The sequence below is a fragment of the Ferrimonas sediminicola genome, from assembly GCF_005116715.1.
GTDB lineage: Bacteria > Pseudomonadota > Gammaproteobacteria > Enterobacterales > Shewanellaceae > Ferrimonas > Ferrimonas sediminicola.
In genome coordinates, this window is sequence record NZ_SWCI01000012.1 from 58,457 (window position 1) to 80,350 (window position 21,894).

General features: G+C 64.1%; 29 protein-coding genes. 25 read left to right on the plus strand and 4 right to left on the minus strand.

Translation table 11 applies throughout. From position 1 onward, the window contains the following. Window positions 1–19 precede the first annotated feature (19 nt). The 4 genes from FCL40_RS15030 to FCL40_RS15045 are packed head-to-tail and all read left to right on the plus strand — an operon-like array spanning window position 20 to window position 3,443. A complete protein-coding gene (locus FCL40_RS15030) occupies window positions 20–1,006 on the plus strand; it encodes a flagellar motor switch protein FliG (protein ID WP_136854160.1) in 987 nt (328 codons plus the stop codon). Next, window positions 1,006–1,710 carry a flagellar assembly protein FliH gene (fliH, locus tag FCL40_RS15035; protein ID WP_136854121.1) on the plus strand — a complete coding sequence of 235 codons (705 nt, stop codon included), beginning with the start codon at window positions 1,006–1,008 and terminating at the stop codon, window positions 1,708–1,710. Before FCL40_RS15030 ends, fliH begins: the two co-directional genes overlap by 1 nt. Continuing rightward, on the plus strand, window positions 1,694–3,022 hold the full coding sequence (locus FCL40_RS15040; protein WP_136854161.1) for a FliI/YscN family ATPase: 1,329 nt from the start codon (window positions 1,694–1,696) through the stop codon (window positions 3,020–3,022). The genes fliH and FCL40_RS15040 overlap by 17 nt, the downstream gene beginning before the upstream one ends. After that, window positions 3,012–3,443: a hypothetical protein gene (locus FCL40_RS15045; RefSeq protein WP_136854122.1), complete on the plus strand. Its 432-nt coding sequence runs from the start codon at window positions 3,012–3,014 to the stop codon at window positions 3,441–3,443. Before FCL40_RS15040 ends, FCL40_RS15045 begins: the two co-directional genes overlap by 11 nt. 66 nt (window positions 3,444–3,509) lie before the next feature. Here FCL40_RS15045 and flgN read toward each other — a convergent pair whose 3' ends face one another. Genes flgN through flgA form a run of 3 tightly spaced genes read right to left on the minus strand, consistent with a single transcriptional unit; the run spans window position 3,510 to window position 5,023 of the window. Beyond that, on the minus strand, window positions 3,510–3,956 hold the full coding sequence (flgN, locus tag FCL40_RS15050) for a flagellar protein FlgN (RefSeq protein WP_136854123.1): 447 nt from the start codon (window positions 3,954–3,956) through the stop codon (window positions 3,510–3,512). Continuing rightward, window positions 3,953–4,234, minus strand: coding sequence for a flagellar biosynthesis anti-sigma factor FlgM (flgM, locus tag FCL40_RS15055; protein WP_136854124.1), 282 nt, complete (start codon window positions 4,232–4,234; stop codon window positions 3,953–3,955). The genes flgN and flgM overlap by 4 nt, the downstream gene beginning before the upstream one ends. A gap of 60 nt (window positions 4,235–4,294) precedes the next feature. Then, window positions 4,295–5,023, minus strand: coding sequence for a flagellar basal body P-ring formation chaperone FlgA (gene flgA / locus FCL40_RS15060; protein WP_169307151.1), 729 nt, complete (start codon window positions 5,021–5,023; stop codon window positions 4,295–4,297). Window positions 5,024–5,116: 93 nt separating this feature from the next. Here flgA and FCL40_RS15065 point away from each other — a divergent pair, with 93 nt between their 5' ends. The 12 genes from FCL40_RS15065 to FCL40_RS15120 are packed head-to-tail and all read left to right on the plus strand — an operon-like array spanning window position 5,117 to window position 14,812. After that, window positions 5,117–5,467 carry a flagellar basal body protein gene (locus FCL40_RS15065; RefSeq protein WP_136854126.1) on the plus strand — a complete coding sequence of 117 codons (351 nt, stop codon included), beginning with the start codon at window positions 5,117–5,119 and terminating at the stop codon, window positions 5,465–5,467. A gap of 2 nt (window positions 5,468–5,469) precedes the next feature. Next, a complete protein-coding gene (gene flgC, locus FCL40_RS15070) occupies window positions 5,470–5,883 on the plus strand; it encodes a flagellar basal body rod protein FlgC (protein ID WP_136854127.1) in 414 nt (137 codons plus the stop codon). A 2-nt stretch (window positions 5,884–5,885) separates the two neighbouring features. After that, window positions 5,886–6,575 carry a flagellar hook assembly protein FlgD gene (locus tag FCL40_RS15075; protein WP_136854128.1) on the plus strand — a complete coding sequence of 230 codons (690 nt, stop codon included), beginning with the start codon at window positions 5,886–5,888 and terminating at the stop codon, window positions 6,573–6,575. 7 nt (window positions 6,576–6,582) lie between these two features. Further along, entirely contained in the window at window positions 6,583–7,776 is a 1,194-nt protein-coding gene (gene flgE / locus FCL40_RS15080) for a flagellar hook protein FlgE (protein WP_136854129.1), read from the plus strand. A gap of 7 nt (window positions 7,777–7,783) precedes the next feature. After that, window positions 7,784–8,500 carry a flagellar basal body rod protein FlgF gene (locus tag FCL40_RS15085; protein ID WP_136854130.1) on the plus strand — a complete coding sequence of 239 codons (717 nt, stop codon included), beginning with the start codon at window positions 7,784–7,786 and terminating at the stop codon, window positions 8,498–8,500. 14 nt (window positions 8,501–8,514) lie between these two features. Beyond that, on the plus strand, window positions 8,515–9,300 hold the full coding sequence (gene flgG, locus FCL40_RS15090) for a flagellar basal-body rod protein FlgG (RefSeq protein ID WP_136854131.1): 786 nt from the start codon (window positions 8,515–8,517) through the stop codon (window positions 9,298–9,300). Window positions 9,301–9,310: 10 nt separating this feature from the next. After that, window positions 9,311–9,976 (plus strand): flagellar basal body L-ring protein FlgH, encoded by a 666-nt coding sequence (gene flgH, locus FCL40_RS15095; RefSeq protein ID WP_136854132.1) that lies wholly within the window; start codon window positions 9,311–9,313, stop codon window positions 9,974–9,976. An 8-nt stretch (window positions 9,977–9,984) separates the two neighbouring features. Continuing rightward, window positions 9,985–11,091, plus strand: coding sequence for a flagellar basal body P-ring protein FlgI (locus FCL40_RS15100; protein ID WP_136854133.1), 1,107 nt, complete (start codon window positions 9,985–9,987; stop codon window positions 11,089–11,091). Next, a complete protein-coding gene (locus tag FCL40_RS15105; RefSeq protein ID WP_136854134.1) occupies window positions 11,091–11,495 on the plus strand; it encodes a rod-binding protein in 405 nt (134 codons plus the stop codon). The genes FCL40_RS15100 and FCL40_RS15105 overlap by 1 nt, the downstream gene beginning before the upstream one ends. Further along, window positions 11,492–12,862: a flagellar hook-associated protein FlgK gene (flgK, locus tag FCL40_RS15110; protein WP_136854135.1), complete on the plus strand. Its 1,371-nt coding sequence runs from the start codon at window positions 11,492–11,494 to the stop codon at window positions 12,860–12,862. Before FCL40_RS15105 ends, flgK begins: the two co-directional genes overlap by 4 nt. 9 nt (window positions 12,863–12,871) lie before the next feature. Beyond that, window positions 12,872–13,789: a flagellar hook-associated protein FlgL gene (flgL, locus tag FCL40_RS15115; RefSeq protein WP_136854136.1), complete on the plus strand. Its 918-nt coding sequence runs from the start codon at window positions 12,872–12,874 to the stop codon at window positions 13,787–13,789. Between the two features lie 3 nt (window positions 13,790–13,792). Then, window positions 13,793–14,812 (plus strand): hypothetical protein, encoded by a 1,020-nt coding sequence (locus FCL40_RS15120; RefSeq protein WP_136854137.1) that lies wholly within the window; start codon window positions 13,793–13,795, stop codon window positions 14,810–14,812. Here the strand turns inward: FCL40_RS15120 and FCL40_RS15125 are convergent. After that, complete coding sequence (locus FCL40_RS15125; protein ID WP_169307152.1) at window positions 14,806–15,006, minus strand: hypothetical protein; 201 nt, start codon at window positions 15,004–15,006, stop codon at window positions 14,806–14,808. The genes FCL40_RS15120 and FCL40_RS15125 overlap by 7 nt on opposite strands. Before the next feature lie 376 nt (window positions 15,007–15,382). Between FCL40_RS15125 and fliD the strand changes: the two genes are divergently transcribed. From fliD to FCL40_RS15170, 9 genes are read left to right on the plus strand one after another with little or no spacing between them, the layout of a single operon-like run. After that, window positions 15,383–16,723 carry a flagellar filament capping protein FliD gene (gene fliD, locus FCL40_RS15130; protein ID WP_229360348.1) on the plus strand — a complete coding sequence of 447 codons (1,341 nt, stop codon included), beginning with the start codon at window positions 15,383–15,385 and terminating at the stop codon, window positions 16,721–16,723. Between the two features lie 11 nt (window positions 16,724–16,734). Further along, window positions 16,735–17,115, plus strand: a complete 381-nt coding sequence (gene fliS / locus FCL40_RS15135) for a flagellar export chaperone FliS (RefSeq protein WP_136854140.1) — start codon at window positions 16,735–16,737, stop codon at window positions 17,113–17,115. Further along, the gene (locus tag FCL40_RS15140) at window positions 17,090–17,410 is read left to right on the plus strand and encodes a hypothetical protein (protein WP_136854141.1); all 321 of its coding nucleotides are present in this window, start codon (window positions 17,090–17,092) and stop codon (window positions 17,408–17,410) included. The genes fliS and FCL40_RS15140 overlap by 26 nt, the downstream gene beginning before the upstream one ends. Next, a complete protein-coding gene (locus tag FCL40_RS15145; RefSeq protein WP_136854142.1) occupies window positions 17,391–18,485 on the plus strand; it encodes a flagellar hook-length control protein FliK in 1,095 nt (364 codons plus the stop codon). The genes FCL40_RS15140 and FCL40_RS15145 overlap by 20 nt, the downstream gene beginning before the upstream one ends. Window positions 18,486–18,501: 16 nt before the next feature. Continuing rightward, on the plus strand, window positions 18,502–18,963 hold the full coding sequence (locus FCL40_RS15150; RefSeq protein ID WP_136854143.1) for a flagellar basal body-associated FliL family protein: 462 nt from the start codon (window positions 18,502–18,504) through the stop codon (window positions 18,961–18,963). A gap of 8 nt (window positions 18,964–18,971) precedes the next feature. Continuing rightward, on the plus strand, window positions 18,972–19,694 hold the full coding sequence (locus tag FCL40_RS15155) for an RNA polymerase sigma factor FliA (RefSeq protein ID WP_136854144.1): 723 nt from the start codon (window positions 18,972–18,974) through the stop codon (window positions 19,692–19,694). Continuing rightward, complete coding sequence (gene motA, locus FCL40_RS15160; protein WP_136854145.1) at window positions 19,691–20,548, plus strand: flagellar motor stator protein MotA; 858 nt, start codon at window positions 19,691–19,693, stop codon at window positions 20,546–20,548. Before FCL40_RS15155 ends, motA begins: the two co-directional genes overlap by 4 nt. 20 nt (window positions 20,549–20,568) lie before the next feature. Beyond that, a complete protein-coding gene (locus tag FCL40_RS15165) occupies window positions 20,569–21,522 on the plus strand; it encodes a flagellar motor protein MotB (protein ID WP_229360349.1) in 954 nt (317 codons plus the stop codon). After that, window positions 21,515–21,823, plus strand: a complete 309-nt coding sequence (locus FCL40_RS15170; protein WP_136854147.1) for a hypothetical protein — start codon at window positions 21,515–21,517, stop codon at window positions 21,821–21,823. Before FCL40_RS15165 ends, FCL40_RS15170 begins: the two co-directional genes overlap by 8 nt. The last annotated feature ends 71 nt before the right edge of the window (window positions 21,824–21,894 follow it).

The following is a 21,894-nucleotide window of genomic DNA, read 5'->3' on the forward strand; positions in this document are numbered from 1 at the left end:
AGCCGTGACATCCCCCCAGTTGGACAACATGGAGCAGGCGGCGATGCTGCTGCTGAGCATGGGAGAGGAGGGGGCCGCCAAGGTGCTGGCCCACCTGGATCGCAGTGATGTGCAGCGCCTGAGCCACAAGATGGCCCGCCTGAGCCACATCTCCCATGAGGAGGCGGGCAATGTGCTGGGGCGATTCTTCGACGCCTATCGCGAACAGTCCGGCATCGCCCGGGCGTCCCGTGGCTACCTGCAGCGCACCCTGGACATCGCCCTGGGCGACCGGGTGGCCAAGGGCCTGATCGACAACATCTACGGTGACGAGATCCAGACCCTGGTGCGCCGCCTTGAATGGGTCGATCCCAAGCTGCTTGCCCATGAGATTACCCATGAACACAGCCAGTTGCAGGCGGTGCTGCTGGGACTGCTGCCGGCGGAGAACGCCTCTCTGGTGCTGCAGCACCTGCCGGGCCACTGCCATGACGAGGTGCTGCTGCGCATCGCCGCCCTGGGTGAGCTGGACCGGGATGTGGTGGAGGAGCTTCGCCAGCTGGTGGAGCGCTGTGTCGCCATCGCCATGGAGAAGAGCCACACCCAGGTGGCCGGCGTCAAGCAGGTGGCCGACATCCTCAACCGCTACGAGGGGGACCGGGAGCAGCTGATGTCGGTGCTCAGGCTGCACGACCAGCGGCTGGCCTCCCAGGTGGAGGACAACATGTTCGACTACATCATCCTGGGCCGCCAGAAGGACGACACCCTGCAGAAATTGCTGGCCGAGGTGGATCCGGAAACCCTGGCCATCTCCCTCAAAGGGGTGGACTCCTCTTTGAAGAAGGCGATGCTCTCCGCCCTGCCCAAGCGGATGTCCTCCGCCATCGAGACCCGGATGGAAGCGATTGGCGCCGTGGCACTCTCCCGCGCTGACCAGGCCCGTGTCGAGGTGATGGAGAAGGCCAAGGCGATGATGGAAGCCAAGGAGCTCGAGCTGCAACTGTTTGAAGAACCGGTGGTAGAGTGATGAGTCATCAATATTGGAAGTCCGATTCCGACCGTGTTCGCCTGTACCACTTCCCGCCCCTGGGATCCCAGGGGGGGGACACCCCGTCCCAGGCCAGCGCCGCCGACTATCAGAAGGCGGTGGAGCAGGGCTACCAGGAGGGGATGGAGCAGGGGCGCCAGGCCGGTTACCAGGAGGGGATGGAGCTGGGCCGCCAGGAGGGGCTCACCCAGGGGATGGCCGAGGGGCATGCTCGGGGCGAGGCTCAGGCTCACCAGGAAATGGAAAGCCGGCTGGTACCGATGATCGCCCCGATCACCGCACTGCAGCAACTGCTTCGAGAAGGCCATGAGCAGCAGCTCAAGAGCCAGCAGGAGCTGATCCTGGAGCTGGTGAAGCGCGTGGCCGAGCAGGTGGTTCGCTGCGAGCTGACCCTGCATCCGCAACAGATCCTGAGCCTGATCGAGGAGACCCTGGCGGCGATGCCCGACGGGCGGCAGAACCCGGTGATCCACCTGGAGCCGGGTGTGTTGGCGACCCTCAACGAGGTGGCCGCCGACAAGGTGGCCGACTGGACCCTCAGGGCCGATGCCACCCTGGGGATCGGCGATGTACGGGTGGTCTCCGAAGAGTGTGAGGCGGATGCATCCACCGCTTCCCGGCTGAATGCCTGCATGGAACAGGTGGCCAAGCACCTGGTGGATGACCATGGCCAGGGTGCTTAACCTGGCCTGTCACCCCAAGGTTCCGGTTGCCACCATCTACGGCCGCCTGGTGCGGGTGAACGGACTGATGCTGGAAGCGGTGGGCTGCCAGCTGGGGACCGGGGATCGCTGCCTGCTGGGCTGCCGGGATGGTGGCGAGGTTGAAGCCGAGGTGGTGGGCTTCGAGGGGGCGACTCTGCTGCTGATGCCTCTCCACGCCACCGGCGGACTGATGCCGGGGGCCCGGGTTCGCCCTCTTCCCGGCCCCAGCCGCATCCCCCTGGGACCCGGGCTCCTTGGCCGGGTGCTCGATGGCAGTGGCAACCCCATTGATGGCAAAGGCCCGCTCAGGCATTGCACCGAGCAGCCGGCCCACCTCAACACCCCCAACCCCTTGTTACGCAGACCGATTGCCGGGCAGCTGGATGTGGGGGTCCGAGCCCTGAACGCCCTGTTGCCCATTGGCAAGGGGCAGCGCCTGGGCCTGTTTGCCGGTTCCGGGGTGGGTAAGTCGGTGCTGCTGGGGATGATGACCCGATATACCCGTGCCGACGTGGTGGTGGTGGGGCTCATCGGTGAGCGGGGCAGGGAGGTGCGGGAGTTTCTCGATCATGCCCTGGGAGAGGAGGGGCGCCGGCGAGCCGTTGTGGTGGCCGCGCCGGCGGACACCACCCCGCTGATGCGGCTTCGGGCCGCCCGCCTGTGTCACCAGATCGCCACCGGTTTCCGCGACCAGGGCCAGGATGTGCTGCTGCTGATGGACTCCCTGACCCGCTATGCCCAGGCCCAGCGCGAGATTGGGCTGAGCCTGGGTGAACCCCCGGCGACCCGGGGTTACCCGCCGTCGGCCTTCTCCACCCTGCCTTCGTTGGTGGAGATGGCGGGCAACGGCGAGCATCCCCAGGGCAGCTTGAGCGCCCTTTACACGGTGCTGGCGGAGGGCGATGATCAGCAGGACCCGGTGGCCGATGCCGCCCGGGCGATCCTCGACGGTCACATCGTCCTCAGCCGGCCGCTGGCCCAACAGGGCCACTTCCCCGCCATCGACATCAACGCCTCCGCCAGCCGGGTGGCGGACCAGATCCACTCCAGGGGGCAGCTTGACGCCGCCCAGCGGGTGCGGCGGCTGCTGGGGCGCTACCAGGAGGTGCGTGAACTGCTGCCCCTGGGAGGCTATCAGCCCGGCCAGGATCCCGAGCTGGATCTGGCAGTACGCAGCTATCCCAGCCTGGCGGGGTTCCTGCAACAGCACCGGGATCTGCGGGTCTCCCTGGAGGAGAGTGATACCGCCCTGGTGCAGTTACTCGAGGAGTTAGAGTCGGGTGCAGCGTAAGATTCAGCGGCTTCGTGAGAAGCAGGAGAAACAGATGGCCCAGCTGGGTCAGCAGCGGCAGCGGGGACAGGTGCGCCTGGCCCAGCTGGAGCGGCGCCGGTTGGGGCTGGAAACGGCGCTGCTGGCTTCGGCCAGGGCGCCGGACAGCGGCAACCCCCTGGCCTGGCAGAATCGCGGCCACTGGCAGGCTCAGCTGATCCCGGCCTCCGCGAAGCTGGTGCGGGAGCAGGGGCTGGCGGAGCAGGAGCAGGGCCGGCTCAGTCGCCTGTGGCAGCATGCCCTGTCCCGGCGCCAGGGGCTGGCCTGGCTGGAGCAGCAGCGTCACCAGTTGGGGGTCCACCGGCGGCAGAAGGCCGAGCAGCAGCAACAGGATGAGGCCGGCGGGCGAAACGTCTCGGTCTCCCGGGGACAACGGCGCTGACCGCGATGGCAGACACACATAAAAAAAGGACCCCTTGGGGTCCTTTTCCGTTTCCGCCTGGGCGGATCAGGGCTGCAACTGGCCGTAGTCGTTCTCGAAGGCGGTCACCTTCTCCGGGGTCACCAGACGGCTGAGGCAGCGCTGTTGACTGTTGAGTAGGCGGCCATTGATGTCGTTCTGCTCCTTGCACTGGCGGACCAGCTGCTGCAGCTGGCGCCAGAGCAGGCCGATCTTCCTGCCCTTGTCGCCGGGAATGGCGCTCAGCAGCCGTTGCATCCCTTTGCTGTCGCTGGACAGTCCCAGGCTGGACAGCAGCTCGGTGCGCTGACGGGCCCGTTGCTCCAAGGTCTGACACAGCTCGTCCTGCCTGGGGTTGTGTTGGGCCAGGGCGTCGCTGTCGCGCCGCTCCAGCAGGGAGTGCTGGTGGCGGATCAGGCTCTTGAGCTGCTGGTACTGCTTGACGTCCAGCTGGATACCCTTAACCAGTTGACGAACCTGTTCGGTGCGGCTCACAGCTGGCTTCCGTGCTCTTCCAGCATCGCCTCGGCGATCCGCTCCAGATCGATGGGGTAGCCTTCGGTGGACAGTTCCGCCTGCAGGGCGGCGATCCTGTTGCGGTCGATGCTGTCCATCTCATCCAGCTCCTTGCTGGCCTGGTTCAGCTGTTGCCACTCCTGGCTGACAGACTGGGACTGGTTGTCATCCCGGTGTTTGCTCACCGGGGCGTTGCTGCTGTTGGCTTCCTGATTCTGCAGGGAGACCAGCTGCGGGGAAAGCGGGGTAATTTCCATGATCTTCTCTCAATCGATTTCTGTCTCTGGTTATAGAGTGCGACCCCGATTCGGCGGAACTTAAAAAAATGTTGCCACTTTTCCTCTTTCGGTGATCCGGGCGGAAACAATTTTGCCGGTTCGGCTGTTCTTCACCCGGATCACCTCCCCCCGGCTGCCTGCCTCCAGGGCGACGCCCAGGGTGGTGGCGGTGAACTGATCATCGCCGGCCACCATCACTACCTGCTGTCCCCGCTCCACCATCAGCGGCGGCAGCAGTTGGTGGGCTTTCAGCGGTGAGCCGGCCCGGATGCCACGGCGGGCCCGCTGCCCGAGGATGTTGTCCAGGGACATCATCACATCGCCATCGGCGGTGGACAGGGCGCGCTCCTGCCAGCGCAGCAACTCTCGGGTCACCAGGGTGCCCGCCATGATCTTGGAGCGGGTGACGGGAATTCTGGCGGCCAGCCGGACCTCGGCGCGCACCGTCAGCGACCAGGCTGGATCGGTGCAGCTCACCCGGCGATGCTGGCGGCCCACCGGGAAGCGCCCGGTTTCCCCCTCCAGCAGCAGGGGTCGGAGGCAGGGGGAGAGGGCGGTGGCGCCACTGGGCAGGGACACCTCAATGGTGTGCTGGCGCCACTGCCCCGGATGTTGTTGCTGCCAGCGGCTGACCTCGTCGGCCAGGGCGGACGCGATCCGCGCCTGAATCTGCTGCGGGGCGCTGTCCGCCCGGCTCTGGGGCGGAAGGGTCAGCAGCAACAGCAGTGCAAGCAGGGAACTTCCGCTTCCGTTGATTCGAAATCTCAATATATATGTCTTTGAATTAACTGAAATATAAATAGTGGCACGGTTATTGTATTTACCAGCCGGAACCGTATTAACACGTTACTAGGAGTTGCCATGGCTATCAACCTGGAATCCGCCCTGGGTCTGCACGCCCAGGGGCTGGATCTGAGGGTGGAGCGCACCAAGATTCTGGCCGCCAACCTGGCCAATGTAGAGACCCCCGGCTATCTGGCGCGGGATATCGATTTTGCCAAGGTGATGCAGGGATACCAGGCCAGTGGTGAGGTGCGCCGGGATTACACCCAGGGTTACCGGGTGCCGCAGCAGATCTCCGCCGATGGTAACACGGTGGAGCTGGAGCAGGAGCAGGCCCGGTTTGCCGCCAACTCCATGGACTTTCAGACCAGCCTCACCTTCCTCAACATGAAGATCAATGGCATTCGCACCGCCATCGAGGGGCAGTAATCATGTCATTTAACCGAATCTACGACATCGCCGGCAGCTCGCTGTCGGCCCAGACCCAGCGACTGAACACCGTGGCCAGCAACCTGGCCAATGCCGATGCCGCCGCGCCCAGCGCCGACCAGGCCTACCGTGCGGTGAAACCGGTATTCCGGGCGGTGTTTGACCAGATCAACGCGGTGCCCTCCGCCAAGGTGGAGGTGGCGGCGGTGGTGCAGACCGATGCGCCGGTGGAGATGCGCTACGAGCCCAACCACCCCTACGCCAACGGCGACGGTTTCGTCGCCTACTCCAATGTGGACGCGGTGGCCGAGATGGCGGACATGATGTCTGCCACCCAAAGTTTCGAAGCCAGCGTCAATATCATGAACCGGGCCCGCTCCATGCAGCAGGGCTTGCTGCAACTGGGGAGTAAATAACCATGGCCGTTAATGCCGTCAATGGCGCCGTCCAGGGTGCCGCTGGATCCGGCCAGATCCAGCCCAACTCCGCCGCCGAGCTGAAGAACGAGTTTATGACCCTGATGCTCGCCCAGGTGGAGAACCAGGATCCCACCGATCCGCTGGACGCCAATGAATACGTGGCCCAGCTGGCCCAGTTCTCCCAGGTGGAGAGCCTGGAGTATATCCGCGAGAACCAGGCCGCCCAGATGACCATGATGGAGAACGCCGCCATCGTCCAGTCCGCCTCACTGCTGGGCAAGCAGGCGATGGTGCCCGCCGATGAGTTCTCCCTGGGCCAGACCCCGGTTCACGGCAAGCTCTACCTGGAGAACAGTGCCGAATCGGTCCAGGTTCAGCTGGTGAACGATAAGGGGGAGGTGGCCGCCACTCTCGACCTTGGCAGCCAGGGGCAGGGTGATGTGCCCTTCGCGGTGGACCCCCAGACCCTGGGGCTGCCCGCCGGCGACTATCGGCTGAAGGTGACCGCCACCGCCGGCGATGCCCAGCTGCCGGTAAACACCTTCGTCCGGGCCCCCATCGAGAAGATTCACTTCGCCAGCGCATCGGGAATGATGATGGCGGAGATGGGCAATGGCCTGGGCACCGTATCGGTACTCAACATCAGTGAAGTCAGTGCCTCTGCGGGCGCAGAGCAACAGGAATCTTGAGGAAAACATGTCTTATAACATCGCCATGAGTGGCCTGCGCTCCACCAGCCAGGAACTGAACACCATCAGCAACAACATCGCCAACGTTTCCACCGCCGGGTTCCGCGGGGCCCGCAGCGAGTTCGCCGCCATCTACAACGGTGGCCAGGCGGGCGGGGTCTCCATGACCGGTGCCAGCCAGAACTTCTCCCTGAGCGGCACCATGAACTACACCGGCAGGTCGCTGGATCTGGGGATCCAGGGCAACGGCTTCTTCGTCATGGGGGCCGCCGACGGCACCACCCTCTACAGCCGCGCCGGCATGTTCAACCAGGACGCCGATGGCTACGTGGTGGATCCCTATGGCAACCGCCTGCAGGGCTACCCGGTGAGCAGCGGTGGCACCATCCTCACCGGCAGCGTCGGCGATCTGCAGGTCCAGGCCGGCTCCATCCCGGCCCGGGCGACGACTGAGGTCAACATGACCGCCAACCTGGATTCCAGGGTCAGTGCCATTACCGCGCCCTTCGATGCGACGGACGTCACCAGCTATCACAGCTCCAACACGGTGTCGGTGTACGACTCCCAGGGCAACAAGCATGCCCTGACCCAGTACTACATTAAGACCGCAGACAACAGCTGGACGGTGCAGTACGCCCTGGATGGCACCACCCTGGCGGACACCAACACCATGACCTTCGACGCCTCCGGCAACCTGACTGCCGGAGACGCCGATACCCTGACCATCACCGCCGCCACCCTGGGCACCGGTGCGGCGGATCTGACCCTGGATCTGGCCTGGGACCACACCACCCAGTACGGCGCCGACTACATCACCTCCAAGATCGATCAGAACGGCAACACTTCAGGTGAGATGAAGGGGATCCGGGTGGCCGAGGATGGCAAGGTCTATTCCACCTACACCAATGGCGAAGAGCGCGTGCAGGGACAGGTGGTGCTGGCCAATTTCACCAACCCCAACGGCCTGGAGCCGGTCAACAACACCGCCTGGGTGGCCAACCAGGAGGCGGGGGTGCCCGCACTGGGGACCCCGGGCAGCGGCACCCTGGCTGGCGTGTCTGCTGGCTATATCGAGGGTTCCAACGTGGATCTGACCGCGGAGATGGTCAACCTGATGACCGCCCAGCGCAACTATCAATCCAACGCCAAGGTGCTGACGGCGGCCGACACCATGAACCAGTCTCTGCTCAACGCCATCTAGGTGACCTATGGATAAGTTGCTCTACACCGCAGTCAGCGGCGCCAATCGAGTGATGGCCGCCCAGGCACTGAAGGCCAACAACCTGTCCAACGTGGACACCGCCGGTTTTCGTGCCGACCTGGAGCGGGTGCAGGCACTGGCCGTGTCTGAAACCCGGGTGATGTCCCAGCTGGGCAGCGCCGGGGTCAGCGGCAAGGCCGGTGAGCTGGCGCCCACCGGCCGTACCCTCGACCTGGCGGTCCGCGAACGGGGCCTGTTTACCCTGATGACCCGCCAGGGCGAGGCGTATAGCCGGGCAGGGCACCTGGAACTGGACCCCCAGGGGCAGCTGGTCCAGGGGGGCCTGCCGGTGGCTGGTCTCGACGGTCCCCTGGTGCTGCCGGAGTACAGGGAGCTGTTCGTCGGCGACGATGGCACCATCAGCGTCATCCCGGCGGAGGGGGGCGTCATCGAGGAGGTGGGCCGGCTCAAGCTGGTAAACCCGGAGATGGCCCAGATGCGCAAGGGGCTCGATGGCCTGCTGCGCCCTGCCGACGGCGTTCCCCTGGTCGCCGATGACCAGGTGACCGTGGTCAGCGGCTTCCTGGAGGGGAGTAACGTCGACGCGGTACAGGAGCTGGTGGCGTCAATGGATCTCAGCCGCCAGTTCGAAGTTCAGATCAAATTGATGAAGAGCGCGGAGAGCCTGGCCAAGGCCGGCAACCGTCTGCTCAACGACGTATAACAGGGATAACTGTCATGAGTTCAGCACTGTGGATCTCCAAGACCGGCCTGACGGCCCAAGACACCAAGATGACGGCCATCGCCAACAACCTGGCCAACGTCAACACCACCGGCTTTAAGCGCGACCGGGTGGCCTTCAATGATCTCTTCTACCAGGTACAGCGCCAGCCCGGCGGCCAGGTGGACGAGGTCAATGATCTGCCCTCCGGCCTGCAGCTGGGCACCGGGGTCCGGGTCGCCGGCACTCAGAAGGTGTTCACCACCGGCAACCTGGTGACCACCAGCCAGCAGCTGGATCTGGGCATAGAAGGCCAGGGATTCTTCCAGGTTCAGCAGCCCAACGGTGACCTGGCCTACACCCGGGACGGTCAGTTCTACCGCAACGCCGACGGTGAGATGGTGACCGCCGGCGGACTGCCGCTGGTGCCCGGGATCACCGTCCCCGAGGAGGCGCTGACCGTCACCATAGGTTCCGACGGCCGGGTGACCGCCCAGATGGCCGGCCAGGCCGACGCCGAGGAGTTGGGTCAGATCACCCTGGTCAACTTCATCAACCCCACCGGCCTGGAGGCCAGGGGAGACAACCTCTATGCGGAAACCGCCGCCTCCGGGGTGCCGGTGGAGGGCATCGCCGGTGAGCAGGGGTTGGGGACTCTGCGCCAGGGGGCACTGGAGTCGGCCAATGTCAACGTGGTCGAGGAGATGGTGGAGATGATCTCCACCCAGCGTGCCTACGAGATGAACGCCAAGGTGCTGACCGCCTCCGACGAGATGATGCAGTTCCTCAACCAGACGGTGTAAGGAGAGAGAGATGAAACGCTGGATAGCCCTGTTTGCCCTGCTGCTCGGCGGCTGTGCCTCACACTTCCCTGAGCCAGCGCCCCAGCCGGACACGGCGCAGTGGGCGCCGCCGACGGTGGATTACAGCTTGCCGGCCGCCACCGACGGCAGCCTCTACCGTCCCGGCTACATGCTGACCCTGTTCAAGGACAAGCGCGCCTTCCGCGAAGGGGATATCCTCACGGTCACCCTGGATGAGCGCACCCAGGCCAGCAAAAAGGCCGACACCACCACCCGCAAAAGCAGCAACCTCAGCGGCCAGGGCGATCTGTCCCTGGCCAGTGGCAAGAGCTACGCCACCAGCGGCTCACTGGGGACCGGCCATCAGTACAGCGGCAACGGTTCCAGCAGCCAGCAGAACCAGCTCACCGGCTCCATCACGGTGACCGTGGCCAAGGTGCTGCCCAACGGGGTGCTGCTGATCCGCGGCGAGAAGTGGTTGCGGCTGAACCAGGGGGACGAGTACCTGCGCCTGGTGGGCCTGGTGCGCACCGATGATATCGACAACGGCAACACCCTCTCCTCCCAGCGGATCGCCGACGCCCGCATCATCTACGGCGGCAAGGGGGCCATCGCCGACAGCAACAGCATGGGCTGGGCGTCGCGCTACTTCAACAGCCCCTGGTTCCCCATGTAGGAAGGCCTATGAGAATCCTGTTTCTTCTCTTGTTGGTCCTGGTGCTGCCGCTGCCTCTGGTGGCGGCGCCCCAGACCCGACTGCTGATGGATCTGGTGGACGTCCAGGGAATCCGGGACAACCAGCTGGTGGGCTACGGCCTGGTGGTGGGGTTGACCGGTACCGGCGACAAGAGCCAGGTGAAGTTCACCGCCCAGTCGGTAGTGAACATGCTCAAGCAGTTTGGGGTGCAGATTGACGGCACCTCGGATCCCAAGCTTAAAAACGTGGCGGCGGTGGCGATTCACGCCACGGTGCCGCCCCTGGCCAGCCCCGGCCAGGCCCTGGATGTGACCGTCTCCTCCATCGGCGATGCCAAGAGCCTGCGGGGCGGCACCCTGCTGATGACGCCCCTGCGGGGGGTGGACGGCGAGGTCTACGCCGTGGCCCAAGGCAACCTGGTGGTGGGCGGAATTACCGCCGAGGGCCGAGACGGCACCTCGGTGACCGTTAACGTACCGACGGTGGGCACCATTCCCAACGGCGCGCTGCTCGAGGCGGCCATCCCCAGCAGCTTCCAGAGCGGTGCGGATATCGTGCTCAACCTCAAACGCCAGAGTTTCAAGACCGCCCGAAACATCGAGCGGACCATCAACGACGCCTTCGGCCCGGATGTGGCCCGTGCCGAGAGCAACGCCAAGGTACGGGTGCATGCCCCAACCCAGCTGCGCCAGCGGGTGACCTTCATGTCGATGCTGGAGGAGCTGGCCATCGAGCCTGGCCGCCGACCGGCGCGGGTGGTGTTCAACAGCCGCACCGGTACCGTGGTGATGGGGGCGGACGTGCGGGTGCACAAGGCGGCGGTCAGCCACGGAAACCTGACCGTGGCCATCACCGAGCAGACTGCGGTCAGCCAGCCGGGCGCCTTCTCCGGCGGTACCACCCAGACCACCAGCAACAGCAATATCGATATCGACCGGGGGGATGGCTCGATGTTCGTCTGGCCCGAAGGCACCTCCCTGGAGACCATCGTCAAGGCGGTCAACTCCCTGGGGGCGGCACCGGCGGACCTGATGGCCATCCTCCAGGCCCTGGATGAAGCCGGCGCCCTGGACGCCGAACTGGTGGTGATGTAATGCAGATCAATGGTAACGGTGGCTACCTCAACCGGCTGGATGCCGGTCAACTGGTGGCCCAGCACGGCAAAGATGGCGCCATTCAGGCGGTCAGTCAGCAGTTTGAGGCCCAGTTCCTGCAGACGGTGCTTAAGCACATGAGGGCCGCGGCGGATGCGCTGGCGGACCAGGACAGCCCGCTCTCCTCCAAGAACCACGATATCTACCGGGATCTCCATGATGCCGAACTGTCCTTGGCCCTTAGCGGTAAGGCGGGCAGCGGCCTGGTGGAAGCCCTGACCCGGCAACTGGGGGGGCAATTCAAGCCCGCCCGGGACTCGGTCGCTGTGGATCAACAGGCTCCGGCCGTCACCGCCATGCGACAGGCGGTGATACTGCCCTTTGTTGCTAAGGAAGCACGATGACAACCATGTTAAATACCGGCCTGTCCGGCCTGCTCGCCAGCCAGGCGGCCCTGTCGGTGACCTCCAATAACATTGCCAACGCCACCGTGGCCGGCTATTCCCGCCAGCAGGTGATGCTCAGCACGGTGCAGGGCGGCGTCTATGGCCGTGGGGTGGCAGTGGAGGGAGTGCGCCGCATCGCCGACCAGTATCTGGTGGACCAGGTGTGGAGTACCACCACCAGCGCCAGCTTTCAGCAGACCCAGTCCAGCTACCTCGGCCAGGTGGAGCAGATCTTCGGCTCCGAGGGATCCAACATCTCCTCCGGCCTGGACAAGCTGTTTGCCGCCCTCAACAGCAACCTGCTCTCTCCCGGGGATCTGGCCACCCGTCAATCTGTGGTCAACGAGGCCAAGGGGCTGTCCCTGAGGTTCAACGCCATCAACGACGGACTGCAGAGCCAGTTCGATCAGCTCGAGAGCCAGCTGCGGGCCTCGGTGGAGCAGTCCAACGTACGCCTGCACGAAGTCGCCCGGCTGAACGCCGAGGTGAAGGGCCATGGCGGCATCGCTGCGGCGCCGCCGGAGCTGATCGATGAGCGGGACGCGGTGATCGCCGAGCTGGCCAAACAGATGGATCTCACCGTCTCCGAGAACCACGATGGCACCCTGAACCTGGCCCTGAGCCAGGGGCAGCCCCTGGTGGTCGGAACCAGTGCTGCGACCCTGGTGGTCTCGCCCGATGCGGCCCAGCCGGAGTTTGGTCGCCTGAGCCTGAGGTTTGAACAGGCTGAGTTCGCCCTGGACGAGGGGGTGGGCGGCGGCATCGGCGGGCTGCTGGATTACCGTGACAACAGCCTGGTGAACTCCAAGGCCTTTATCGATGAGCTGGCAGCCAAGATCGCCGACGAGATGAACACCGTGCTGGCGGCGGGGACCGATCGGGCCGGTGCGACCCCCACCCAGGACCTGTTCCAATACGATCCCCTGAACCCGGCCGGTACCCTCAAGGTCACCGATGGGTTTACCGCCGACAAGCTGGCATTTGGCCAGGATGGGACTCCCGGGGACAACAGCAACCTGCAGCAGCTGGTGGCCCTGGCGGACAAGACGCTGACCTTCACCTCCCTGGGGATGGAGGCCACTCTGGGCGACGCCTTTGCCTCCAAGCTGGGGGAGTTGGGATCCCGCAGTCAGCAGGCCAAGCTGGACGCCGATTCCGCCCTGCAGTCCCAGCGACGGGCTCAGGGGGAGTGGGCCGGCGTCAGTGGCGTCAACCTGGACGAGGAAGGGGCCAGCCTGATCCTCTATCAACAGGCGTACCAGGCCAATGCCAAGGTGATCTCCACCGCCGATCAGCTGTTTAAATCCGTTCTGCAAGCCTTCTAAGGAGCCAAGATGCGCATCTCAACTCAACTCCTCTACAACACCAACCTCAACAGCATGCAAAACGGCGCGGCTGAACTGGGGGAGTGGCTGCAGAAGATGTCCTCGGGCAAGGAGATTCTTCGCCCGTCGGACGACCCCATCGGCGCGGTTCAGGTGCTGACGGTGCAGCGCGACCAGGCGGCCACCAGCCAGTACGTCGACAACATCGGTGCGCTCTCCAGCAGCCTGGATCGCAGCGAAAGTTACCTGACGTCGATGATTGACCTGCAGAACCGCATGCGGGAGATCGTGGTCTCCTCCGGCAACGGCGCCCTCTCTCCGGAGGATCGCCAGGCCTACGCCGATGAGTTGGAGACCTTGAAGGAGGCGATGGTGGACCTGGCCAACGCCAAGGACGACAAGGGCAACTTTCTTTTCGCCGGCAACAGCACTGACACCAAGCCGGTACAGCGGGATGGCGCCGGCAACTATGCCTACATGGGGGACGACAAGGTCCGCGAGGTGCAGGTGTCCGATTCCTCCTGGGTTGCGGCCAACAGCCACGGAGAGGAGTTGTTCTTCGCCGCGGGCAGCAAGGACATCTTCAACGCCCTGAACGACTTCATCGACGTGCTGAGAGACCCTTCGCTCTCTCCCGGATTGGCCGGGTTCGACACCGAACACGACGCCATGAGCAGCTCCCTGGACGACACCCTTGCCAGCATCAGCGGCGTGGTGACCACCATCGGTGGCCGCCAGAACAGCCTGAGTCTGATTGAGACCAGTCACAAGGATATGATCCTGTTCAGCGAGCAGCTGATTGGGGAGGTGGAGAGCCTGGACTACGCCGAGGCTCAGAGTAAGTACCAGGGCTCGCTGGTGGCGCTGCAGGTGACCCAGCAGAGTTTCGTCAAGATCAGCCAGCTGTCGCTGTTCAACGAGATGTAATCGATGCTCTCCCCCATCCGTGATACCCCCGTTTCCCCGCTGGCTCAACAGCCCAGGCTCAATGGCCTGGGCGCAGCGCCGGTGGCCGATGGCAGCCCCGACCGCAGGCCGGTTCCGGCGACCCCCCTGTCCCGTCACCGCCTGCTCTGCTATGAGCGCTGGGAGCGGATCAGTCGCGGCCATCACCAGGTGCTCTACGCCCAGGCGGCGGAGGAGGTGCTGATTCAGCAGTGGCGCCGGGCACGCAACCTGGAGAAGCGGATTCGGCTCGCCCTGGCGCGCGGCGCGATCACCCAGGGTGACGAGATGGAGCAGCTGCGCCGGCAGATGCTGACCCGGCGGGGCAGCTTTGGCGGCCGGCCGCTGCTGGATCACCGGCTGGAGCCCATCGCCGACCGGGGCGCCTCCTCGCCGAGACTGTGCCGGCTGAAGTCGGTGGACCTGCTGAGTCCCCGCTCCAGGGCGGAGCAGATCGAGCTGAGGATTGGCGAGCTGTGGCTGTCATTGACCCTGCCGGCCGATGCCTCGGTCCAGCTGCAGCTCTCCCTGGTCCAGCGGGCCTTGGCCCAGTGCGGGGTGGAGGCGCTCCATGTCGACGGTCAGCTGCAGTTCGCCGTACCTGACGTGTTGTGGCAGAAGCTGGATGGTCACTGGTGGATGCGGGGACAGGGGCAGCGCCTGCCCGCGGGGGAGCTCCGTGGGATCAAGTTGCTGGAGTGCCACCATTGGCAGGATCCCCGCGGCTGGGGACTGAATGATATCGATAATCTGCGCCAGAGCCTGCCCAAGGTGCAGGGGGTGGTGGCCAAGCTGGCCCGGATGCTCAAGCGGATGCGCAGCCAGCTTGAGCTGGCCTCGGTCGGCGTTTTGAGCGGGGAGGGGGGATTGGCCGCAGAGGAGATACCCGCCCAGCTGGACGCCCTAGGCCGGTTGCTGGCCCCTCAGGGCTTCCATAGAAGGCTGACCAGCCTGATGGCCCAGGCGAACACCAGCCGCAACCAGACCCAGTCTCTGCTCTACTGAAACTGACGACGAAACTCGTCGCACTCCTGCTGGCTGACGACCCCGGAGTGCCTGAGCTGCTCCAGGTGCTCCTCAAAGCTGGCCAGGTGCTCGGCGCTCAGGGGGGAGAGGCCTCGGCCCAGCCGCCGGTTGCGATAGACCAACCACACCACAGCGCCCGCCAGGAGCAGTACCGCCAAGGTTGAAACTGACATCTTCAGGTCCCCAGTATAAGGTGTCGAAACTTTGGCCATTGTCTCATGTCCATCCTGCCAAAATCAATAAAAAACCTCTTTAAATTCATTGGTTAAGCATGATCTTAAGGATCCTTTCTGATCATGCGGGGGATCCCAGATCGCCGGGGCGGCAGGTTTAAGTTCGCCGGGGCGGCGGTCGCCTTGTGTTGGATGTCGGCCGAGGTGGAGCCGGGGAGGAAGCAGCACTTCCCTTCCGGGATCGCCTCCTCGCACCAGGGGCGGGAAACTTCCGGGTCGAACAGCTTAACCAACTAAAATATAAAGAAAATATTCGATGGCACGAAACTGGCATGTCATCGGGTCCAATCCTTAGGAGACGCGCATGATATCCGGAATGTCAGCCGCACAGTGGGCCGAGCAGCTCGTGGCCGTAGAGCGCAGCGGAAAAGATCAGCTCTACAGCACTCGAAAGAGTGACTACCGGGCGGAGCTGGACGCCTATAAGTTGCTGGAGTCCACCCTCAAGCAGATGACCGCCGATCTGGAGGCGATGAGCGACGACGCCTTCAACGCCAAGAGTGCGACCATCAGTGACGAGAGCATCGCCAAGATCACCGTGGAGGCCGATGCGCCCGCGGGCAACTACAACCTCAAAGTAAACCAGCTGGCCCAGGCCAACCAGAAGGCGGCCAGCTTTGCCAGTGAGGATGCCCTGATCCCCAACAGCGGTCTGTTCGAGCTGGAGGTGGCCGGTCAGGTGATGACCATCGACTTTTCGGTGATCAACCCCTCGGGCACCGGCACCGTCTCAGGACTCAGGGATTACATCAATGACAACGCCGCCGACCTCGGCGTGCAGGCGTCACTGCTGCGCAAGGGGGACGGTTCGGTGGAACTGCTGCTTACCTCCAAGGAGGCGGGGGCGGCCAATCAGATACAGATCAACCAGGACGACGCCGGCTTCGGCTTCAGCGATCTGGTGGTTGGTCAGGATGCCCAGTTCGAGCTGAACGGGGTGGCGATCACCAACGCCTCAAACTATGTCGAGAACGTCATCGACGGCGTCAACCTGGAGCTGACCGAGGTCCACCAGGTGGGCGAGTCCAGCACCATCAGCATCGATTACGACACCGACTCCACCCTGGATTCGGTCAAGGAGTTCGTCGGTTCCTACAACAAACTGATGAGCGAGATCTCCGGGCTGACTCAGAGCCTGGGGACCAGTATCGAGGTGGAGTCTGATATCGGCAAGGATGACGATGAGGACAAGGAGGAGGCCAAGAAGATCGAGGAGGATCAACTGGGCATTCTCAAGGGTGATGCCAGCATCCGCATGCTGAAGAACCGCCTCAACAATGCACTGTTCAACGCCGCCGACAACGGCATGCGCCTGTCCGATGTGGGTATCGAGCTGGATCGCAACGGCAAGCTGAAGCTCGACGAGGAGAAGCTGGAGGCGGCCCTGAAGAGCGATTCTGCCAGGGTGCAGGAGATGTTCAGCGCCGATGGCGGCTACATCCAGCGGTTTGACGACATCCTCGACCCCTACACCGAGCGCGAAGGCCTGATCGACATGAAGCAGGACAGCCTGGACTCACGGCTGGATCGCGTCGAGGACGACATGGCCCGCCACGACTACCAGATGCAGCAAGCCTATCAACGCTATCTGGCGCAGTTCACGGCCATGGAGCAGTACATCAACTCCATGAACGCCAGCGCCGGACTGTTCTACTAACGGAAGACGAGATGCTACAGGAACAAGATCCATTCAACGCCTACAAACAGACCTCCCTGGATGCCAGGGCCGCGGCGGCCAACCAGCACGAGATGGTGCGCATGCTGCTCGATGGCCTGCTCGAGGAGCTCTCCCGCGCCGAGGGTCACATCGAGGCGCGACAGATCGAGAAGAAGGGCAACGCCATCCAGAGGTGCATCAACATCGTCCAGGGTCTGGATTCCATGCTGGATCTGGAAAACGGCGGCGAGATCGCCCTGAATCTGCACCAGCTCTATGACTTCTGCAGTCGTGAACTGATGAAGGCCAGCATCCGCAATGAGGCCGCGGTGCTGGGGCCGGTTGTCAAGGTGGTGGGAGAGATCCGTGAAGGATGGGAAAACCTCAACTGAGCAGTGGTTGCGCATCGGCCAGGCTCTGGAGAAGTTTGCCGGCGATCAGGATTGGGCCCGGGTGGCGCAGATCGATCGCAAGATGCAGCAACTGCTGCGGGCCCAGGGCAAACCGACCAACGACGAGGAGCGCCAGGCGCGCCAGGCCTTGGCCCTGACTCACCAGGATGTCCTGGCCCAGCTGATCGGAGCCCGGGATCGTCTCGCCAACGAGATGGACAGATTTCAACAGCAGCGGGAGGGCGTCAGTGCCTACCGCAGGACGGAGTTAAGCAGTGAACCCGATAACCACTAGCCTGACCGGCGTTTCACCGGCTACGGGGATTCGTTCCCAGGAGCGCGCCACCGACGTGCCCAGCTTTGCCAGTGTGCTGCCGGTGGCCCTGGTCGGCGTCGAGATGCCACCGTCTGCAGACCATGCAGCGGCGGCTGACCTGTCTGCGGCATACCCACAGTCGGGTGACCTGCCTGCGGTATACCCGCCGCAGAGTGAAACCGTGGACGGCGCCGAGGAGGGTGTGCTGGTCGCTCCCCAGTTTGGGGGGATGCCACAGCCGCTGCCGACTCCGGGCGTTCGGACGCCCGAGGGCGAGCCAGTGCGGCCCATGGCCCCGGCGTCAACCCCGTTGACGGTTACCGAGTGTCAGGCCGGCACCCTGAGGGGTGAGCCATCGCCGCCGGTGATGCCGCTGCCAGCGGCGCAGGCAGCGGTTCCAGCTGCGGCCCAGCCGCAGTCCGGCGCTTCCCAGGTGCCGTGGGTCGGCCAGCTGGCCGTTGAGGGCATCAACCCCTCATCCCGGACGGGCGGTTGGCAGCTGCTGACCGCCACGGCGGTGACCGCGGTGGAGGCAACCGAGCTGGCACCTCGGATGGCCGAGGGGGACTCGCGGGCCACCGAGGCCCTGTCCCCGTCGCCGGTGAGCGCACACGTCAGCCGAGGCAGCCAGTGGGGACCGCTTCCCCTGGATCCCTCCGGGGGAGCACAGCAGCTGGGACGGCAGATGCTCGCCCCACTGCGGGAGCAGCTGAGGTTCAGCCTGGAACAGGGGATCACCAAGGCGGAGGTGCGGTTGGATCCTCCCGAGTTGGGACGCATCGATCTCAGCGTCCGTCATGAGGGGGACCGCATTACGGTTCAGCTGACGGCCGCCAACCCGCTGGTGCGGGAGGCGCTGGCCGCCGGTGCCGAACGGCTGCGCGGTGAGATGGCCCAGGGGGTGGGCCATCAGGTGCAGGTTGATGTTGGACGGGATGCGCCCAGGGAGAGGCAGCAGGAGCATTCCGGTTGGGGCGGGCCACGGTCGTCCGCTCCGGAATCCACCACTGAGAATGCCGCCGTAGAGCGGGATCTCGTTGATATGTTGGCTTAAAGGTAAGGGTAACGTAATGGCGATGTCGACCGGAATAAAGCGGTTACTTCAGGTGTGCGTACTGTTGGTGTGGTCTGGCGCCATGGTGATTGTTGGGGTCGTTGGGATTGGTAATGCCGAGGAGGTGACGCTGCCGTTCGGTTTGGGCAAGCCGGTGGCGGAGCCTGACAGGTTCTACCCCCTGGACAAGTTGGTGATCTCCCTGCCCGGTGAGCGCTATCCAAGATACCTGTTGCTGGAGATGGCGTTGCAGAGCCCCAGCGAAGAGATTGAGAGCAAGCTGCTTGCCAGTGATCCCCTGCTGAAAAACACCATGATCAAGCTGATGGGCAACAAGAGTCTCGATGAGCTTAACAGCACCGAGAACATGGAGAAACTGCAGGAGGAGGCCCGGGGAGCGCTGCAGAATGTGCTCCGCTCACATGGCTTCGAGATTCAGCTGGACGCGGTGCTGTTTACCCGCCTGGTGGTCCAGTAGGAGGCGCTATGTTGGCACAAGCACACAGCTACCAGGGCGAAGCGGGGGATGAGACCGCCAAGTTGCGCCAGTTTCTGCCCCTGGTGAAGCGGGCCGTCAACCAGCTGCGCAGCCACTGCGGCAGCCACCTGGATCCCCAGGACATGGAACAGATCGGGATGATGGCCCTGCTCGACTCCCTGCGCCGCTATCCGGGCGAGCTGGATGGCGGTTTCATCAATTTTGCCTCCAAGCGGATTCGGGGCGCCATTCTCGATGAACTTCGCCGGCTGGACTGGCGGCCACGGCCGGTGAGGCAACAGGCACACGAGTTCAACGATGTGGTGCGGCGCCTCTCCCGCGAGCTGGGGCGCCCGCCCCGCGACAGCGAAGTGGCCGAGGCGATGGGGCTGACACCGGAGCAGCTGCGGGAGCGACTCTATGCCAGCCAGGCGGAGTCGATGCAGAGCCTCGACGAGCTGTTTCAAAACGGCATCGAAGCCGATGGCACCCCGGACGGTCAGAAGCGCTTTATCGACAAGCGCACCCTGGTGAAGGCGCTGGGCAAACTCAATAAGCGCGAGCAACTGGTGCTCGGCCTCTACTATCAGCATGAACTTAATCTCAAGGAGATCGCCTTGACCCTCAACCTCACCGAATCGCGGGTGTGCCAGCTGCATAAGGCCGCGGTAAAACAGCTTCGGGCGATCCTGTCCACCTGGCAGGCGCAGATGGAGGGACACAGAGAATGAAGAAGTTACTGTGTTTTGTGGGCCTGCTGCTGGCGGTGTTCGGCGGCTACGCCGCCCATGGTGGCAACCTGGGCAACCTGTGGCAGCCCTCGGAGATGGTGATCGTCTTCGGCGCCGGCCTCGGCGCACTGTTCATCGCCAACCCCATCGATGTCATCAGGGACATGGTGCATCAGCTCAAGGAGCTGTGGAACCAGGAGCGGGAGGACCCCGAGCTCTATCCCCAGCTGTTCGGCCTGATGCATGTGCTGCTCAGCCAGTTGCAGTCTCAGGGGATGAAGGTGCTGGATGAGCATATCGAGGCGCCGGAGGAGAGCTCGATGTTCCTGATGTATCCCGCGGTCCTCAAGCAGCCGGAACTGTTGCAGTTTATGGTGGATAACCTGCGTATGCAGTCGATGGCCAAGGTGGATCCCCACGATCTGGAGGCGCTGCTGGAGGAGGAGATCGAGCACCTGCATGATGGCCACCTGCGCCCCTCCGAGGCCCTCTCCAAGGTGGCCGAAGCGATGCCGGGGTTCGGCATTCTGGCCGCGGTGATGGGGATCATCATTACCATGGGCAGCATCGACGGTCCGCTGACCATGATCGGGGTCAAGGTGGCCGCGGCCCTGGTGGGGACCTTTATCGGCATCTTCGCCTGCTATTGCATGTTCGATCCCCTGGCCACCGCCCTGGAACACCAGGTGGACCGGCAGACGGCGCGGCTGCGTTGCATGGCAGCGATCCTGGTGATGCACGCCAAAGGTAAGCCGCCGCTGCTGGCCATCGACGCCGGTCGGCGCAGGATCCAGCAGGAGAACCGCCCCAGCTTCATCGAGGTGGAGCGATGGCTGGAGGCCCAACAGCTGTGAGCCAGCATGGGAGAGCGCCGGTGATTATTAAAAGGGGAAAGAAACGCAAGCACGGAGGAAGCCACGGCGGCGCCTGGAAAGTGGCGTTCGCCGACTTCACCCTGGCGATGATGTGTTTCTTCATGGTGATGTGGCTGATGCAGGTGGCGGACGTCAACGAGCGCCGGGCCATCGTTCAGCAGCTCAATGGGCCGCCCATCGAGCAGGGGGTGAACCCGCTGGCCACCAGCCTCAACAGTTCCATCATCGACTTTGAGGGACGGCCCAGCATCGATCAGGCGGGGATACCCGCCACCGGAACCGGTCCAGAGCAGGCGGGGGTGGCGATGTTCAACAATCTCCCCGAAGGCCAGGAGGACGCCAAGGCGGGCCAGGGGGAGGAGCTCAACGCCATGATCCCCGGTGAGACCAACGCACAGGTGCCGCTGGAGGCCCTGGTCCTGCAGGTGCAAAAGTTGCTCAAGCAGGGGGACCTCTCCCGCCATGTGGACATGGAGATGACCCCGGATGGCCTGCGGATCCTGATCCGCGACGCCTCCGACCGTTTCATGTTCAAGCGGGGCCGCACCCAGATGGAACCCTACTTCGAAGACCTGATGCTGGCCCTGGCGGAGTTGCTGGCGCCGGTGACAAACCGGTTCATCATCAGCGGCCACACCGATGCGGCACCCTTTGCCGGGAGTCGCACCACCAACTGGGAGCTTTCTGCATTGCGGGCCCTGGAGGCCAGGCGCGCCCTGACGGTGGGCGGTGTCGCAGCGGAAAGGGTTCTGCAGGTGGCCGGGTACGCCGACCAGATGCCGCTGGTGCCGGAGGACCCGATGTCGGCCGCCAACCGGCGTATCGAGCTGTTTATCCTCAGTGAGCAGGGAACCGACGAGCTGGAACTGCAGCACGGCATCAGTGAAGCCAAGCTGCAGCAGGCCAGGTACCGTGCCGAGAGCAATCAACCCAGGCTGAGATACAATGACTGAGCAGAGCAAACAGGGGGAGCCGGGTTTTGTCCGGAACGGGCCGGATCGGCTCCAGAAAGTGTTCCTCTACCTGATCCTGGTGAACTGGCTGGTGGCTGGGCTGCTGTTGCTGAAGCTGGATCAACTCAGCTTCGTCGCCGGATTGCTGGCCGGGGGCGGAATTGCCATGTTGCAGTTCCTGCTGCTCAAGCTGTCGCTGATGCGCGCCCGCCGGGCCGGGGATGGCTACCTGCTCTATCCGGTGCTGAGCAGCACCCTGCTGATCGTCCTGTTGCTGATCGGCTTCTTCTTCTTCTATTGATTCGGGCGCGGCCGGGCCCGCTTCTTTGACCGGGCGCTGCCCGCTCAGCTCGCCACCGATACTGAAAGATG